Genomic DNA, 17,143 nt, shown 5'->3' with positions numbered 1-17,143 from the left:
CAGGTGGACGCCTTTGATCATTTCGCATCACGGGAGATTAAATCATGAGTGACTTCTACTTTAGCAACGACCTGTTTGGGGAACTCGATCGTCTGCAACGGCAGATGTCGGCGCTGTTCGGCAACCTTCCATCGAGCATCCGCTCGAGCCGCACGGACGCATTCCCGCCTCTTAACATCGGCACCACCGACGAGTCCATCGACATCGTTGCATTCGCACCAGGCATCGACCCAGGCACGTTCGAAGTGACCGTCGACAAGGGCACTTTGACCATTGCCGGCGAGCGCAAGGCGCCCGAGTCGGCGGCGGGGAGCGAAACCCGCGCCTACGCCAAGGAGCGTTTTTTTGGCACGTTCCGGCGCGTGATCGAACTGCCGCAAAACGCTGATCCGGACAAGGTCGAAGCGGGCTATTCGAACGGTTGCCTGACCATCCGGATCGGCAAGCGCGAGGCCTCGAAGCCGCGCGCCATCACCATCCAGTGAACGAGGAGGAAGCCATGAACGACACGACTCAAATCGCGCAGCGAGATACCAGCAGTGTGGCCCGTAGTAACCAGGACAACGCCCGCCGTTTAACGCTTACACCGGCCGTCGACATCATCGAGGACAGCCACGGCATCACCCTGTGGGCCGACCTGCCCGGCGTATCGCGCGACAAGCTCGACGTGAAGGTGCACGATGGGCGGTTATATATCGAAGCGGAGGCGGTGGTGCCCACGCCCGGCGATCTGCGGCTGCACCATGCAGAGATTCGCGCGCCGCATTTCGCGCGGGCCTTCACCCTGAGCGAGGATTTCGATACGTCCAGGGTCGACGCCAATCTGCAAGGCGGCGTGCTGAAACTCTGCATCCCGCGTCGCGAAGAAGCGCGTCCGCGCCGCATTGATGTACGGGCGGATTAACGGAATGAAAGGCCGCGGCCGACACGGGTTCCAGACGTGACGCTTGATCTGTCGCTCGACGAGGGCGCCGTCGAACTTGCTGTCGGCCGGTACGATGCAGGCATCCGGCAGGAAGAGTCCATTGAGAAGGACTCGGCCACCGTCAGGCTTACGCCGCCAGTCAGAGGGGCGGTGGTCGGGTCGCCGGACTATTTCGTGCGAACGGGACGACCGCGTAAGCCGGAAGACCTGCCAATGCACGAAGGCATCCTCTATCGCTTCGTGACGTCGGGCCAGATAGCGAACCGAAGCAGTCAGCGGTTCAGCGTGCGGCCACCGTCGACGACCATTTCGGAGCCGACCGTCCACTTCGACTCGTCGGACGCGAGATAAACCACGGCCTTCGCGACCTCTTCCGGCTTGCCGAAGCGACCATACGGAATGGTTGCGACAATGTCCTTGTTGACCTGCTCGCGATACGCATCGGGAATGCCGAGCTTGTCGTAAAGCGGCGTGTCGATCGGGCCCGGGCTGACCGCGTTGACGCGGATGCCGCGCTCGATCAGTTCGCCCGACAGCGTCTTCGACAGATTCAGTAAGGCTGCCTTGGTCGCCGCGTACACCGACGAGCGCGCCGCGCCCACGTGCGCGTTGATCGAGGTGTTGAGCACAATCGACGCCGGATTCGCGAATACCGGCAGCAACGCCTGGATCAAGAAGTACGGCCCCTTGACGTTGATATCGAACGAGCGGTCAAACATCTGTTCCGTCCACCCCTCGATCGGCACCCAGACGGATATCCCCGCGTTGAGAAACGCTGCGTCGAGTCGTCCGTAGTGGTCGACGACGGCCTGCGCAAGACGCTGCTGCTCAACGACGCTCCCCGAATCTGCGCGTAACACGAGTACGTCCTTGCCAAGTTCGATCTGTGCTTTGGCGATGCGGTCGGGATCGTTGCCGGTCACGACGACGCGCGCGCCTTCGGCGAGAAACTGTTTGGCCGTTTCGAGCCCGATACCGCTGGTGCCGCCGGTGATGAGCGTGCGCTTTCCTTGCAAACGTGACATGGATGTTCTCCTTTAAGGGTGACAGTGCAAGACGGACGGAAACGCCGCCCATCTGCTGCCTCGAAGAATGAACTCATGCCGGCAGAGCGATAAGATGGTCCATTCGTATATATTTCATGCTCCAACGGCATGAATGGAGATTGAAATGGACCGTTTCCTGGTCATGAACTGCTTTGCCCGAACGGTGGAGATGGGAAGTTTTTCGGCTGCCGGACGTGACCTGGGGCTCGGTCAGCCTAACGTGAGCCGTTACGTTGCCGCGCTGGAAGAGCATCTGCAAGCCCGGTTGTTGCATCGGTCCACGCGCAGGTTGTCGCTCACGCCGGAGGGCGAGCGCTACTACGCTGAAGTCAGGCGCATTCTCGATGCTGTCAACGAGGCCGATTCTGCGGTTCGCGCTCAAGTCGCGCCGACGGGCTTGCTGCGGGTCGCTTGCCCGAGCGCGCTGGCGCACACGTTTGTTATGCCGACGATTCCTGATTTTCTCGCGCGTTATCCTGGGCTGGAACTCGATCTGCAAATCGGCGATGGGTATGTCAATCTGATCGACGAGGGTGCCGAACTCGCGATCCGCATTGGACACCTCGAAGACAGCACATTGCGTGCGCGGCGCATCGGACTCTTCGAGCGGGTCTGCGTGGCAAGCCTCAGCTATCTTGCCAAACGCGGCACGCCGCAAGTGCCCGACGACCTGAGTGAGCATGATTGCATCGTCTATACGTTGCTGTCGTCGGGCAACACATGGCACTTCCTGAATCGCCAGGAGCCGGTGTCTGGGCGGCTGCGCGTCAATTCTCCCCAAGCCGTCCAGCAGGCTGTGAGTTCGGGCATTGGCATCGCGCACGGACCGCGTTGGCTATTCGATGACGGACTAAAAAGTGGCAACCTTGTATTGCTGTTGAGCGAACATACTGCGGCGCCGGTACCGATCCAGATTCTATATGCGGCGAACCGTCTGCTCCCGAAGCGGGCCATCGCATTCATGGACTTCATTGCACATGCGTTTTCCAGCGTTCCAGCGCTTAATGTGCGTGAACGGGAACGTTCGCAGTAGCCCGGATTTTTTTGTACCGGGCATTCCAATGTCCGGTGTGCGCGGGAAGCGGTCTTGGGCGGATAGGTGTGCGAACGGCGGCTCGGGGTCGAACTCGGTCCGCGTCAAACTTCCGAGTGCGGCCAGGAAGATGCAGTCGACGTCCCGCGCAAAACCGTTGACAATCGCCTCATCGATCTGGTGATGATGACGACATCCAGGATGGTGAAACATGGTTGCGATCTTCAAGGACGAGCTTCACGAACAACTCGGGACCTGGCCGCTCGGCTACATTCCTTACGGGGGCGCCGATTACGGAGAGATCGAGGCAATCGCGCGGGCGGTTGGTGACGGAGGCGATACCGTCTTTCACGACACCTGGACAGCGGCTGCTGATCGTATGATGATTGACGGTCAACAAGCCGAAGCCAAGGGACATCTGACGAGCGCGCGCGAGAGTTTTCTGAGAGCTGCGTGCTTTTATGGAAAATCCTTTCATCCATTGTTTGGGAAACCGGTCGATCCTCGCGTTAGGGCAGGATCGCAAAAGCAGATCGCGGCGTTCGAGCGTGGACTAGCGTTGAGCGAGCCGGCTATTGCGCGACAATATATTCAGTTCGAAGGATCCTCGCTACTCGCCTATGTCATCCCTGCGCAAGGTCGCGCTGACGAAGTTAGGCCACTCCTGATCTTCAACAATGGGTACGACGGTACGATTACCGATCTTTTCTTTGCATCGGCGGTCGCCGCATCGCGGCGAGGCTACCACTCATTGATCTTTGACGGTCCCGGGCAGGGTACGAGTCTGGTTGAGCACGGCCTCACGCTCAGGCCGGACTGGGAAACGGTGATTGGGGCAGTCGTGGATTTCGCGCAAACGTTGTCGAACGTCGACCCACTCAAGATCGCGTTGTGCGGATGGAGTTTGGGCGGCTACCTGGCGCCACGTGCGGCGTCCGGCGAACATCGTCTCGCGGCGTGTGTCGCGGACCCCGCGCTGTCTTCCGTGGCGGATGGGTTTCGTGCGTATGTGATGAAGCTCGGCGCAACCCGCGATGAAGCGGCAAACCTCGGTGCGATGCCGGCGGCACTCATGGAGCGCCTGGCGCAGATTGTGGCGAACGACCGGAAACTGACCTGGAGTGTCGTGAAACGCGGCTACTGGGTAAATGGTGCCGCGACACTGCGCGAGTACCTCGCGTCTGTCGAACGCTACACGATGGATGGGCGTATCGCAGAGATCCAGTGTCCAACATTGTTTACGCTGGCCGAAAACGACATGCTTGCCGGTGGAACGCAAAATTTCTTCGATGCATTACGTTGCCCAAAGACCTTGATTCGGTTTGGCAGCAATCAGGGAGCCGGCGAGCATTGCGAGATGCGCAACCGCTCCCTGGTCAATCGGCGTGTGTTGGACTGGATGGATGAGGTTCTGGTTTAGGACTCTTGGGCGGCGAGTGTCCCTTCCCAGTCATTGAAAATGTCCGTTGTGGGCCGGTCGATATGCGTCGGTCGACGTCCGTCCCAATGTGGCCAGGAACGGCCGTTCGACTCAAACCAATAAACGACTGATTTTGAACTGGGAGCGGACATCAAGTTACGTGTCTGTGCGCGCGACGATTGCGCTTTGTATATCATCGCTTCGCATGACGAGAGATGCTCTGTCCAGGCGGGTATATAAAATGGCATAGCTTATTTTCTGCAGAGACGGGTATGCCCATCGAACGTTTGCCTTCGCGTCCCATCGAGCCGCGAACGGACACAGACATGCAGTTGCACCCTCAAACGCCTGATCGCGCTGCCGCATCGTCCGCGAGTCCCACACGACCAGCCCAATTCGACGGACTACCCTCGCGCTCCGGGACGGCAACCCGCTCGTCATTCAGTGCATCCAGGAAAGCGACCACACTACCGATGTCATCAACTGCGGCGCCAGGATCGTCCCCCTCAGTGACCCAATCGCCATCTACCAGGTTGGCAGGACCCTCGGCCATGCGGTCGAGATCACCGACCCTTGCGGCAGGGTCGTCAAATGCATTACCGAAAGCACCGACGGTGGCACCGAAAGCCAGGGGGGCCGCCGATATGGACAAAAAATTCAGAAACAGTGTAGTGGACGCGGTCCAGCAGGGCGGCTTGAGCGACTGGAAGGCTGGCGAAGGCGCGGCGAGCATTCGTGTGGAGCCTGACAACGTGCCTGCTTGGGAGCACTCGAAGTTGGACGGTGAAAGCCAGCGTACATCCACGCGCCTCGCTTCCTTCGTGCTGGGCACAAATCCCGAACTGCATAAGAAAGGGACTGAGCTGCAGGCGGTCGCGTCGAGTCAGCATGGACGTATCGTCGCTTCCATGAACAACCAGGCAGCGAACGCGAAGCTGGCGACGCGCTATCCGGACACGACAGCGCTCAAGAACGATCTCGGAAAATACATCGCCACGCAGCTGAAGACGCCGCCCGCGCAAGGTAGCTCAGCGCAGCACAATGAAAACGACCAGTTGCGTCGGGCGCAAGAGTTGTATTCGTGGCTCGACAAGAATCCGGGCGCGAAGTTTACGGTCACCGAGAACGAGGAAGCCCGGCACGCAGAAGTCAGCGTTCGCCTAACGATAGACGCTCAATATCCGGACATGAGGTCGGAGGGACGCGCGGCCGGCTCAAAGCCGCCGTGCACCGGATGTGTGCTGTGGTTTAACGAACGTGGGGAGTTGAGCGAATACCGGGACGATCAAGGGCGCGTGCCCGCCGGTCCGTTGTTCATGACGCCAAAAAGCGGGATGCGAACGCAATTCGAAGCCGCTAAAGTGAAACCCGACAAGGCCAATCGGTTGTCGAACCAGGACATCGACAAAGTGGCGCGGACCGTTCAAACGCAGGTGTCAAAAGTAGCGACTCAGATACACCCGGTGAGTAGCGGAAACATCCACAACATTCCGCGCTCTCCAACCGATGACGATCCGACCACGCCGGACTACGAACGGGCATTCGAATTCGGTAATAAACTGCCCGATTAGTTGGCAAGACGCGGATTGAAATGAAGAAACATCCGTATATTTCAATGGATCAGCAATCTACCTTTGCATTTGGAATCCAGCGCACGGCATTGGCAAGGCGATGTAATTCATTGCTTTTACGGAGGGCTTTTCGCCCCTCACTCTGACCTGCCTGATTTCTTGGGACCGGCTCAGTCTTGGATAACGGCCTCGACTGCTTCAGTTGAACAATACCGCTGCTTACAAAACGACCGCTTTGGAGCAAGGTGGTGGCATTCGCAGAAACCAGCCGTACGGCAGAAACGGGTCGAGCTGAGCCGGCTGCATAGGCAAGTCGCCTCGGGGCGACGTGCGGCTTCCGTCGTCGGCACAGTTGGCCAATCCCGGCCCTTGGCGTGCATCGTGCGGCGGACACTCGAACGTCGGCTCCGCCCCAGAAACCTGACCACCACTGCGCCTATCTCCTCGTCTGCCCTACGGCTAGCTCATGGTCTCTCTTGGCGAATAGGTATGGAAGACTTCAGGAAGAATGGGCCGCTGCCGCGCGCGCCAATCGCAATCCGATACCAAATTGCACAAGACCGTGCAATCTTCAACTGACTCCGATTCCGTATGCTGGGTGTGCTGTGACCACCGTCGCCGCATGCCAGGGCAGCGCCGGGCGAAACCGCTTGTCCATACCCTGCACACGGGTGTTCGCCTGACCGCCAGGGCCTCAGGAACGCTGCTCTCTCTTAACGTTGGAGAAACCGTATGGCCGATTACAAAATCAACATTCTCGTCATTGGTGCATTTGCCACCGCCCTGGCCGCAATTTCGGCCACACCTGCGAGTGCGCAGGAGTTCACCGAAGCACAGAAGAAAATTCAGGCCGAGCATACCGCGCTGGTGAAATCCGGCAAGGTCGAGCCCTGTTTCGGCACCGCGCTCAAAGGGCAGAACGACTGCTACGCGGGTGCAGGCACAACCTGCGCCGGCACGAGCACGACCGACTATCAGGGCAACGCCTTCAAGCTGGTCACCAAGGGAACCTGCACCACCATTTCCACGCCGAACGGACCCGGCAGCCTGACGCCCAAGGCCTGAGCCCGATCAGTGACCGATCCGCGGCCGGGCACACTTCGAGCCCGGCCCCGCAGTTCCAATTGCAACAACGGCTGGCCATGTCAGAGTCAACCCCCCTCGATGCCCCACGGAGTAATTACATAGCAGTCTTGAGAAGGCGCCGCGCAGTACGGGTGACCGGCATCGTCACCGTCCCGGTGTGGCTGGAGACAGGTTGTACGCATTCGCCGTCGGTGAGCGTGCTGGGCGCCTACTTTCCGGACTGGCTGTTCTGCATTGTCACGGGTGTTGTGCTGACCGTTGCCGTCCATCAGGTTCTCGTCCGCTTGCCTGGCAGCCGCCGCTTCGGACCTTCCGCGGTGGTGTATCCCACACTCGTTACTCTTCTGGCACTGCTTGCCTGGTTAATCTTTTTTCAGCAATGAGCTTGAGCACGGGGACACCATGACGACGCCGGCAACCAGCAAGGCATCGCCCAAAAAATACCTGGTCATCGCGTTTGTTGCGGTGACTGTGCTGCTGCTTCTGTTCGTAATCCATCTTGTCGATCGCGAGCCGCGTACCGATGACGCATACGTCTATGCCGACACAATCGATGTTGTTCCAGAGGTGAGCGGGCGCATTACCGAATTGGCCGTTCGTGACAATCAGGCGGTCAGGCAGGGCGATCTGCTGTTCCAGATCGATCCGCGTCCCTACCAGGACGCACTGGTACGCGCGAAGGCAAGTCTTGCTGCGCTCGACAAGCAGATCGCGCTGACCCAGCGTACCGTCGACGCGCAGCAATACAACGCGCAGTCCGCGCGTGCAGCCGTCGAACGCGCGCGGGCCACTGCGGCCCAGGCGGCGGATACGCTGCATCGCACCGCGCCGTTGTTATCGCAAGGGTATGTGTCGGCGCAAGAGGTTGATCTCGCCCGTACCGCGCAGCGTGCGACGCAGGCCGAGCTCGCTGCCGCCGAGTTGCAGGCGCGGCAGGCTGCGGCGGCGGTCAGCGGCGTCGATGCGCTCGTTGCGCAGCGAGCGGTGGTCGAGGCGGAGATCGCCACCGCCGAGCTGAACCTGGAATTCGCGACGGTACGTGCGCCATTCGACGGTCGGGTTGTCTCGCTCAAGACGTCGACCGGACAATTCGCGTCTGCGCTCAAGCCGGTGTTCACGCTGATCGATACGCGTCAATGGTACGTGGTCGCGAATTTTCGCGAGACCGAGTTGAAGGGTATCCGCGTCGGGACGCCGGCTACCGTCTACCTGTTGAGCGACACCGGCCAGCGCTTTCGCGGTACGGTCGATTCGATCAGTTACGGCGTACTACCGAACGAAGGCGGTATCGCGTTGCCAGGAGGCTTGCCGCACATCGAGCGCACGCTCAACTGGGTCCACGTCTCGCAGCGTTTTCCAGTCAAGATTCGCGTCGGGAGCCCGAATCCGGAGTTGTTCCGCGTCGGCACCTCCGCGGTCGCTGTCCTGTATCCCGGGCGCGGCAGCGATGCCAATCACCGTTGAGGAGCGCACATGAGTTTCGCGGACATGCTGCCGCAGACACTGCGCGATGCGGGCGCCTTCCTGCGTGTCGAACTCGCGCCGTTTCCGGGTCGTGTCAACGTCATGCTGCGCGCTTTGCTGACCAGCGCGATCGTGATCGTCACGTCGCTGGCGCTCGAGGTTCCGGAACTCCCTCTGTCGCTTCTCGTGGTGTTCTACGTCACGCAGTCGAATGTGGTGATCACGCGGCTTGTCGGCCTGATGTTCATCGTCGGGTCGACGCTTGCAATCGGCAGTTCTATCCTGCTGCTGAAGTTCACATTCGATTATCCGTTGATCCGCATTGTCGTGGCCAGCGCGCTGTTTTTCGGCAGCGTCTATCTGATGCGCGTCCTGAAGATCGGCATTGTGTTCTTCATCGTTGCGATCGTGATCATCTACGTGCAGACCTTCGTCGACCAGACCGATCAGGCCGAATTGCTGATCCGCGCTGTGCTGTGGGTGTGGGTCGCGGTGAATTATCCGATCGCGTTGACACTCGTGATCAACTCGCTGCTCTTGCCCGCGGAGCCGCAGGGCCAATTGAAAGCGGAGCTTGAGCGGCAATTGATGGCCGCGGATGCGCATCTGACGTATCTGATCGACGGCGCTCCGGTGCCCGCGCCGATCACGCTCCCCGACGTCCAGAAAGGCGCGCTGACGCTGCAAAAGCTGCTCAAATTCGCCACCATGCGCGATGCTCACTACCGCGACACGCAAGCCTGGCATCTTGCGTCGATCGCCACCGTGACGCGCCTCTATCTGGGTGCGAGGGAACTGTCGGCCAGCGTACAGCGGCCGACAGCGGTGCAGCGTTCGGTGCTCGATGAGTTACGGCTGAACTGCCGTGCGCTCGCTACCGCGCTTGGCGCTGATGAGCCTTATCGCATCGGACGCGTGGCCATATCAGGCGCAACGGCCGCTATGGATATTCCGGACACCGCGGTCGAAATGCAGCGGGCGCTCCACGCGTTAAGCGATTTCGGCAGACGCGGCGAATCGACCGGCAAGCCTTCCGCCGAAGAGCCAATGGTCGTGCAGGATGCGTGGACCAACCCGGCATACGCGCGCTTTTCGCTGAAGACGCTGCTTGCGGTGCTCGTCTCATACGTCTTCTATAACGCGACCGACTGGCAAGGTGTCCATACGATCATGCTGACCTGCCTGATCGTCGCGCTACCGAGTCTGGGCGCGTCGGCGCAACGTGCGCTTCTGCGTGTGGCCGGTGCGCTCGGAGGCAGCGCGCTTGCGCTATTCGTGATCGTGTTTGCGATCCCCCAGCTCGACAGTGTCGTCGGCCTGTTGCTGATGGCATTACCGGTCGCCGCGTTTGCTGCGTGGCTCGCAGCCGGATCGGAGCGCGTCAGCTACGCCGGTGTGCAACTGCTATTCACGTTCTCGCTGGCGGTGCTGAGCCAGTTCGGACCCACCACCAACCTCACCGACATCCGCGATCGCATGGTTGGGATTCTGCTGGGCGTCGGTGTGGCGACTGTCATCCAGTTGTCGTTCTGGCGAGAGGGCGACGGCGATGCGCTGCGCCTGAAGCTGGTATCGATGCTGCGACCTGTCTCCGCCCTGTTGCGTTTCCCTGTGAGCGGCACGGCCGAGACCGGTCAGGTGTCCTATGCGCAGCAGCAGTTGCAGGCCTGGGCCGTGCTGGGTGACTGCGAGGCGATCCTCGCGCGGGTCGCGCTCGAGCCAAACTGGCAGGAAGGGGAGGAGGCATCTCTGACGATGAAGGCACAGGCGGTCCTGGCCCAAGGCCGCGAGATCATGCTAGCCGGCGACGCGCTGCGCCAGGCGCTCGATGCGTGCGACGCGCGGGTACCCCTGGAAGTCCTCACCGCGGTACGCGTCGTCGAGGAACAGGTGGCCGCGTGCCTCGACCTCTACGCGAACGAATTGTCAGTCAACCCGCCCGTGGCTCGCAGACCGCGCCGCATCGAAGTCCCCCTAAAGCCCGACGACTCGCCCGATGCGTCGCTTTGGGCGGGCGCCCGTCGTCTGGCGGGCGAGGTGGCCGGACTGCCGGACTGGGATCTTGCGATGCCTAGCTCCGGTGTCCTGCACAGGTTGCCCGAACATGACTAGACGAAATCATCTCCACTGGCGTCCATTGCGGGGTGGCGGCATGCTGCTCGCCGGGTTCGTTTGCGTAATGGCTGGCTGCGCGGTCATCCACCACGATAGCGCGCCGTATACGACGATCGCGCCCGAAGACATTCGTCTTGCCGACGACATTCACCTCGCGCGCGATGGCTGGCCTTCTGCGAACTGGTGGACCGGCTACGGCGATGCGCAACTCGACGCGCTGGTGGACCGCGCGCTCGCCAACGCACCGACAATGGTGATCGCGCGCACTCGCGTAGCGCAGGCCAGATCGGACGTCGAACTCGTCAAGGCTGGCTCCAACCTGCAGGTTGTCGCGCTTGGGGCGATCGACCGCGAGCATGTGTCGTCGAACGGCTTTCTTGGACCGTATGCACTGAACGACCCGGCGCTAGGCTTCTCGGGCCCGTGGTACACGGAGGGGATCGTTGGGCTCGGCGCGAGCCTGAACATCGACATCTGGGGGAAGCAGCGAGCACAGGTCGCGGCCTCGCTTGGTGTGCAGAATGCACGGCTTGCCGAAACATCGGCGGTCGAACTCGAGATTTCGGCCGACGTGGCGCAGCTTTACTACGGAATCCAGACCACCTATCAGTTGATTGACCTCCTCGGACAATCACAGCAGGTTGCCGCGTTCGCGATCGATGCGCATGAGGCGCGGGCCGCGCGCGGCCTCGAGTCGCACACGTTCGTCGAAGATGCGCGAGCGAGGCAGTTAGCCGCGCAGCGGCGGATCGTCGAGGCGCGGGCGCAGGTTACGCAACTGCGCGAATCGCTGCGCGCGCTGATCGGGGCCGGCGCGGACAACCTGCCCGAGATCAAGCCTGTACCGCTGCCTGCCTCGCGCGCCGCCTTGCCGTCGACGCTGTCGTACGACCTGCTCGCGCGCCGGCCCGATCTGCAGGCGATGCGCTGGTATGTGCAGGCGTCGTTCGACCGGATCGACGCAGCGAAGGCCGCGTTTTATCCGAGCTTCGACATCAAGACGTTCTTCGGTGTCGACGCGCTGCACCTGGCCGATCTGTTCACGCATGCGAGCCAACAGTTCAATCTTATTCCCGGCGCATATCTGCCGATTTTCGATGGTGGCCGCCTGAACGCGAATCTCGGTGGTGCACGCACGGCCAGCAACCTGTTGATCGAGCAATACGACCAGGCGGTACTCGACGCGGTGCGCGACGTCGCCAGGACCGGCAGCCGTCTGCAGGACCTCGATACGGAAGCGCAGTTGCAAACGGACAAGGTTCGGGCGGTCACGTTTGCGCGCGACAGTGCCGAAACCCACTATCAGCATGGGCTTGCCGACAGACTGACCGCGATGGAGGCGCGCGAGCCAGTGATCACCGAGCAGGTCACGCTGCTCGAGATCGACGGACAGCGTCTTGGCGAGGACATTGCGTTGACGAAGGCACTCGGCGGCGGGTATCGGGCCGGCTCACCGGTCGAATTAAAGCCGCGCTGACCCCGGCGCGATGGTGGAATTCAACGCGACGGTCTCATTGTCCGAGGTCTCTTATCTGTGACACAATAGAATTATGAGATAGCTGTTGATGTCGGAAAACAGGAGTTCGGTGTGGTTACATGGGAGGCACGGATGGTCACCCGCTTCGCATCACACAGGGCCATGGGGCAATGGCCGGTCCCCGGGAATACAGGCTATCTGCGATGGAAACTGTTCTCCGGGCGGACCACGGCATTGGCGGGTTGTCCGTGAATGACATCATGGCTGAGAGCGGCCTGCATTCCTCATACCGTAACAAACTGATCTCGATCGACGAGATTCTGAACGCACGTCCCCAGCAGCCTATCGCCACGACCCGCGCGCGCGGGTGGACTGGCGTGACGGTCGACCTCCACCGCCCCTACTTAGGTTGTGCGGAAAGCTACGCGGGTCTCGACCATCACCTGGTCTGCTATTGCCCCTCGGGAAGCGCCAAACTGGTCCAGAGCCGGGCCGGCGCCGTTCATACGGGCGTCATCACGGCCGGTACCTCCTATATCATGCCCGCGGGCCACGACTCGGCGTGGGAGGGTGATTCCGGATTATCCGCACGGTTGCGCATTCCTACATCGCTTATAAATTCGGCAGCGGAGCAACTCGGTCGCCGAACAGGTCACGTGGAAATCCGCAATGTCTTCCAGGTGCGCGATTCGGTGATCGAGCGCCTCGCGCAGACGCTACTTCTGGAAATGGACCGGAAGGCGCATCCTGTCCAGACGCTGATCGTCGATGCGGTATCGACAGCGCTGGTCGCTCATATGCTGCGGAGCTACAACGCGTTCGAGGTTGTGGAGTGTACGAACGAGCGTTCGCTCGGCAAGGTTGAAATTGCGCGATTGACCGAATTTATCGAAGACAATCTCGATCGGACCATCAGCCTCGAAGACCTGGCGTCGGTAGTGAACGTCAGCCGGTTTCATTTCAGCCGTCTGTTCAAGCGCAGTATCGGTAGCACTGCTATCAGCTTCGTAGAGCAATGCCGGATTCGCCGGGCGCAGGCGCTGATTACCGACACGGATCTGCCGCTGGCGGAAATCGCATTGACGGTAGGCTTTGTCGACCAAAGCCATTTCACACGACGGTTTCATCGCCATGTCGGGTGCACGCCGGCGGTGTTCGCGCGCGAGCAGGGGCGGCGGCGCTCGGGGTTACGATCGGCGCAGTCGAACGGTCAGGGCCAGCGGTAGCTGTTTGCGCAGTTCCCCGCGCGAACCGGATCACCGCGCCGACTTCAGGATCACCGTCAGGGATCTGACGCCTTGCGCTCCATGAATCAATACCCCCTCGATATCGGCCGTTGCGGACGGTCCTGTGTGAAAACTGGCGTAACGGTGCCGGTGGAATTCCGTGCGGCGAATTCAGGTTCCGGATTTCGCTCGCTCCAGACGGTTTCTTGCTGCTGTTTGTCGCGCCCTTGCTGTTTCTCGATGGTCGGCGCATTGCGAAGGAAGGTCGATGAACTGTATCGCGTCGCCGAGTCGGTCAAGCTGACGGACGAACGGGTTCGCGATCCGGTTCGGGAGGTCGATCTGCAGGAGTCGCGGTTTAGCTTTCGCGGCTCATGAAGCTGACGGCTGGGTTTTGATGCCCAGTACGTCGAGTAGTTCGATCGCCGGAGGGGCCGCAAGCAGTTCGCCGGCATGCTTCATGAGTGCCTGTCCGATTGGACCGTCGAGGTGTGCCTTCCGGTCGGCCTCGCTGGCGAACGCGTCGAAGATGCCAAACGTGGAAGGCGTCAGGCGCAACGCGAACCAGATTGGCGTGGTCGTTTCCTGATTCGCCATATCGAGGGCTGTTGCAAGAAACGCTGCCACGGCCTCTTCTTTTCCCGGCTTCGCTTCGAGTCGTGCATAAAGTGCATATTGAATCATCTTCGTTCTCCTGGGTTTTCGTGGCGATTTCCACGATGTTCACTACGGCAAAACCGTGATGCGTCGTCAGATAGCGGTAAGGCTTGCCCTGGCGGCTCATTGATGTCGCGCGTTACGCGTGCATCATCCACCCACCGGCGGCCATTGCCGCCTGACGCAGTGCCTCCGACCACACCGGGTAAGGGTGACAGATGCGGGCAAAGTCTTCGCAGATCATGGAGGCCTCCATCGCGATGGCCACTTGCGAAATCAGATCGGCCGCTCCCGGGCCGATGAGATGGGCTCCGGCGATAAGATTAGTATGAGCGTCGATCACGAGCTTCACAAAGCCTTCCGGGTTGCTGCTGATTACGGCGCGTGCGTTGGCGGCGAGCGGACAGTAGCCGACTCTATAAGCCGTCCCGGTTGCCCGAAGGTCATCTTCGGTTTTCCCGATTACGGCGATCTCGGGATTGGTGTAAAGGACGTAGGGAATGGACGAATAGTTGACGAAGCCCGGCAAGCCGGCTATCCGTTCGGCGCAGGCTATCGCTTCTTCCTCAGCTTTGGACATCAGCATCGGGCCGGTTGCGGCGTCGCCGACCGCCCATATTCCAGGGCCATGTGCCGGTGTCGCGTGCTGAGGCAATGCGCCTTCCGGGCCGGCCTGAATGCCGACGCTCGCAAGATTCAGCCCCGCCGTTGATGGCCGGCGGCCGATGGCGACGAGCACGATGTCTGCGTCGAGCGTGCAGACTGGGTCGGACTCCGCAGTGCGCAGCCGTACCGAAACACCGTCGGAGTGCTTATCGATGCCGACCACATCGGTCGATAACCTGATGTCGATGCCCTGTCGTTTAAGCGACCGCTCCAGCGCGGTCGTGACGTCGCGGTCGAGCCAGTGGCATATGCGGTCGTGGTGCTCGACGAGAGATACGCGTGAGCCAAGGCGACGCCAGATCGAGGCGAGTTCGACGCCAACAGCACCGGCGCCGACGATCGCCAGATGCCGTGGTATCCGGTCGAGCGACAACGCGTCGGCCGAATCGAGAATTTGCGTGTGATCGAAAGCGGCAAACGGCAGCGGGACCGGTTCAGAGCCGGTAGCAATAACGATGGCTGTTCCCGAGAGCGTTTGCTGCGCGCCATTGGCTTTCCCTACGACGACCTGTCCTGCTGCGGCAAGCACCGCGTTTCCATAGATGAGCGTGACTCCCTGCTTGCGCAACAGTTTGTGAACGCCTTTCGACATTTTCTCGACGGTTGCGGCCTTATAGACCATCATCTGCGCCAGGTTGAGTGTGGGTGCGCAGTGGACGCCGAGTGCGAGGTTTTTTCCCTTGCTGGCCAGGTCATATATTTCCGAGGTGTGGAGCAACAGCCGCGACGGAATGCAGCCCGTCCGGATGCCTGTTCCGCCGACATTCGACGCACGTTCGACACAGGCGACGGACATGCCAAGCTGGCCTGCTCGAACGGCGGTGTTGTAACCGCCCGCGCCGCATCCAATGACGATGACGTCGTAATGGTTCATCAGCCTTGCGCCCTGAACGAGGGAAAGCGGCTTCGCTGCCAAACGTGATACAGGGGCCGGTTTTCTCGCCCTGTATCGTGTCTTGCCGCTATTTCGACCGGACATATTGGCGTGATAGCATCTCGGCTCGAATTTGGCCCTCCGACATGTCCACGATTTATCAAACTGCCGACAAGCCTGTCACTATCGATGAAATCCTGGGTGTCTTGTCGCATCGTCCTACCGCGACGACCCGTGAGCGTGAATGGCCAGGCGTTACGGTAGACATGTACGCGCCGCTGCCCAATGTATCCGAGAGATATCCTCCGCTCGATCATCATCTGATCTGCTATTGCCCCTCGGGTAGCGCTCGCCTCGTTCAGGGCCGGGATGGGATTGTTCACGAAAGTCTTATCTCCACAGGCGTTTCAATGCTCATGCCGGCCGGGTACGACTCGCTTTGGGAAGGGAGTGCATCGGCGACAGCGAGGTTGCGCATTCCCACCGCTCTTATCGATTCCGCTGTCGAGCAAATAGGACAACGCAGCACTTCGCAGATCGAGATCCGGAATGTGTTCGAGACGCGAGACCCCGTCATCGAGAACGTCGCGCAAGTCCTGATCGGTGAACTCGATCGCAAGCCGCACCCCACGCAAACGCTGATCGTCGATCAGATGTCCTTCGCATTGGCCGCGCATCTGCTGCGCAGTTACAACGGCTTTGACCCTGTTGTGCCACAAGCGGTGTCGGCACTGAGCAAAGTCGAGGTGGCTCGCCTGACCGAATACATCGAAGACAATCTGGACAGGCCCATAGGGCTTGCTGAACTGGCCGGCATCGTGAATGTCAGCCGTTTTCACTTTACCCGTCTGTTCAAGCGAAGCACGGGGATGACCGCGATCGGCTTTGTCGAGCAATGCCGGATTCGTCGCGCTCAATCTCTAATCCAGGAAACAGCCATTCCACTTTCCGAAATTGCACTGATAACGGGTTTTGCCGATCAAAGTCACTTTACGAGGCGTTTTCACCGTCACGTTGGGTGCACGCCTGCCGCGTTCGCGCGCCGGCACGGCCGGCGAAGTGCATTGAAGGGCGGAAGCCTCACTTAGGCGATTACTTCGCCTACCAGGTGAGCACATCGGTTTCATCGTCCCGCGTTCTCGCTTCCACCGCGCAAGCGAGAATCATGGAGTCGTTATTGGCTGGTTTGTAGCCGCGTGTCGACGGCCGGAAGACCGCGTCGCCCCGGCGAATCTGCAAGCCGCTCAATGCGCAGGTCGAACCGGAGCGCGCTGTAACCGCCTTCCAAAGTTGTTCAACGTAGCACCCGGACGTGGCGTCGCGCCAGCAGACAGCTATTGTCGAACTGGAATATTTCTCCACGACGTGGACATGGACCACCCGGCCAAGCCGAGCGTATCGCGCGCCAAAGGTGGCGAGTGCGGGATGCTTGCACCGCTTGTGCGCTTCCTCGCCAGCAGCACCGGACCGCTTTGACAACTGCATCAGCATCAGCAAGTCGAGAGTGTGCTTCCACGCATCGACGGTTTCCGGGGTGTCCATTGCCTTTCTCTGAAAAATTTCTAAAGTCAAAAAAATAAGGA

The 17,143-nt window shown here is 60.6% G+C and carries 16 protein-coding genes and 1 pseudogene; 12 read left to right on the top strand and 5 right to left on the bottom strand.

Translation table 11 applies throughout. The features are described from left to right. The first annotated feature begins 44 nt into the window (after positions 1–44). Positions 45–485: an Hsp20/alpha crystallin family protein gene (locus FQ755_RS00265; protein ID WP_144150119.1), complete on the top strand. Its 441-nt coding sequence runs from the start codon at positions 45–47 to the stop codon at positions 483–485. 14 nt (positions 486–499) lie between these two features. Continuing rightward, on the top strand, positions 500–904 hold the full coding sequence (locus FQ755_RS00260; protein ID WP_144150118.1) for an Hsp20/alpha crystallin family protein: 405 nt from the start codon (positions 500–502) through the stop codon (positions 902–904). A gap of 293 nt (positions 905–1,197) precedes the next feature. Here the strand turns inward: FQ755_RS00260 and FQ755_RS00255 are convergent, their stop codons facing one another. Then, the gene (locus FQ755_RS00255) at positions 1,198–1,950 is read right to left on the bottom strand and encodes an SDR family oxidoreductase (RefSeq protein WP_144150117.1); all 753 of its coding nucleotides are present in this window, start codon (positions 1,948–1,950) and stop codon (positions 1,198–1,200) included. Between the two features lie 145 nt (positions 1,951–2,095). On the opposite strand from FQ755_RS00255, the gene FQ755_RS00250 reads away from it, so the two are divergent. From FQ755_RS00250 to FQ755_RS00210, 9 genes are all read left to right on the top strand, one after another. Next, positions 2,096–3,004 (top strand): LysR family transcriptional regulator, encoded by a 909-nt coding sequence (locus FQ755_RS00250; RefSeq protein WP_144150116.1) that lies wholly within the window; start codon positions 2,096–2,098, stop codon positions 3,002–3,004. A gap of 211 nt (positions 3,005–3,215) precedes the next feature. After that, complete coding sequence (locus FQ755_RS00245) at positions 3,216–4,424, top strand: alpha/beta hydrolase family protein (RefSeq protein WP_144150115.1); 1,209 nt, start codon at positions 3,216–3,218, stop codon at positions 4,422–4,424. 644 nt (positions 4,425–5,068) lie between these two features. Then, on the top strand, positions 5,069–5,995 hold the full coding sequence (locus tag FQ755_RS00240) for a hypothetical protein (RefSeq protein ID WP_144150114.1): 927 nt from the start codon (positions 5,069–5,071) through the stop codon (positions 5,993–5,995). Positions 5,996–6,727: 732 nt separating this feature from the next. Next, positions 6,728–7,060, top strand: coding sequence for a DUF2282 domain-containing protein (locus FQ755_RS00235; protein ID WP_144150113.1), 333 nt, complete (start codon positions 6,728–6,730; stop codon positions 7,058–7,060). 152 nt (positions 7,061–7,212) lie between these two features. After that, a complete protein-coding gene (locus FQ755_RS00230) occupies positions 7,213–7,464 on the top strand; it encodes a YtcA family lipoprotein (protein WP_260858217.1) in 252 nt (83 codons plus the stop codon). A gap of 19 nt (positions 7,465–7,483) precedes the next feature. Then, positions 7,484–8,545, top strand: coding sequence for a multidrug transporter subunit MdtN (gene mdtN / locus FQ755_RS00225; protein WP_144150112.1), 1,062 nt, complete (start codon positions 7,484–7,486; stop codon positions 8,543–8,545). Positions 8,546–8,554: 9 nt separating this feature from the next. Beyond that, positions 8,555–10,657, top strand: coding sequence for an FUSC family protein (locus tag FQ755_RS00220; protein WP_144150111.1), 2,103 nt, complete (start codon positions 8,555–8,557; stop codon positions 10,655–10,657). Then, positions 10,650–12,137, top strand: a complete 1,488-nt coding sequence (locus FQ755_RS00215) for an MdtP family multidrug efflux transporter outer membrane subunit (RefSeq protein ID WP_409936947.1) — start codon at positions 10,650–10,652, stop codon at positions 12,135–12,137. Before FQ755_RS00220 ends, FQ755_RS00215 begins: the two co-directional genes overlap by 8 nt. 119 nt (positions 12,138–12,256) lie before the next feature. Further along, complete coding sequence (locus tag FQ755_RS00210) at positions 12,257–13,363, top strand: helix-turn-helix domain-containing protein (protein ID WP_260858216.1); 1,107 nt, start codon at positions 12,257–12,259, stop codon at positions 13,361–13,363. 30 nt (positions 13,364–13,393) lie between these two features. Here the strand turns inward: FQ755_RS00210 and FQ755_RS38580 are convergent. The 3 genes and pseudogenes from FQ755_RS38580 to lpdA form a co-directional block, all read right to left on the bottom strand. Beyond that, a pseudogene (locus FQ755_RS38580) lies at positions 13,394–13,531 on the bottom strand (LUD domain-containing protein); the annotation flags it as partial. A 204-nt stretch (positions 13,532–13,735) separates the two neighbouring features. Continuing rightward, the gene (locus tag FQ755_RS00200) at positions 13,736–14,047 is read right to left on the bottom strand and encodes a putative quinol monooxygenase (RefSeq protein ID WP_144150110.1); all 312 of its coding nucleotides are present in this window, start codon (positions 14,045–14,047) and stop codon (positions 13,736–13,738) included. Between the two features lie 112 nt (positions 14,048–14,159). Beyond that, a complete protein-coding gene (lpdA, locus tag FQ755_RS00195) occupies positions 14,160–15,560 on the bottom strand; it encodes a dihydrolipoyl dehydrogenase (RefSeq protein WP_144150109.1) in 1,401 nt (466 codons plus the stop codon). A gap of 146 nt (positions 15,561–15,706) precedes the next feature. Here lpdA and FQ755_RS00190 point away from each other — a divergent pair, with 146 nt between their 5' ends. Beyond that, positions 15,707–16,648 carry a helix-turn-helix domain-containing protein gene (locus tag FQ755_RS00190; protein WP_144150108.1) on the top strand — a complete coding sequence of 314 codons (942 nt, stop codon included), beginning with the start codon at positions 15,707–15,709 and terminating at the stop codon, positions 16,646–16,648. A gap of 13 nt (positions 16,649–16,661) precedes the next feature. Here FQ755_RS00190 and FQ755_RS00185 read toward each other — a convergent pair whose 3' ends face one another. Beyond that, positions 16,662–17,102 (bottom strand): DUF3331 domain-containing protein, encoded by a 441-nt coding sequence (locus FQ755_RS00185; protein ID WP_260858215.1) that lies wholly within the window; start codon positions 17,100–17,102, stop codon positions 16,662–16,664. Between the last annotated feature and the right edge of the window lie 41 nt (positions 17,103–17,143).

The sequence above is a fragment of the Paraburkholderia sp. BCC1885 genome (genome assembly GCF_900996235.1).
Lineage (GTDB): Bacteria > Pseudomonadota > Gammaproteobacteria > Burkholderiales > Burkholderiaceae > Paraburkholderia.
This window is presented reverse-complemented; position numbering and strand designations above follow the sequence as displayed.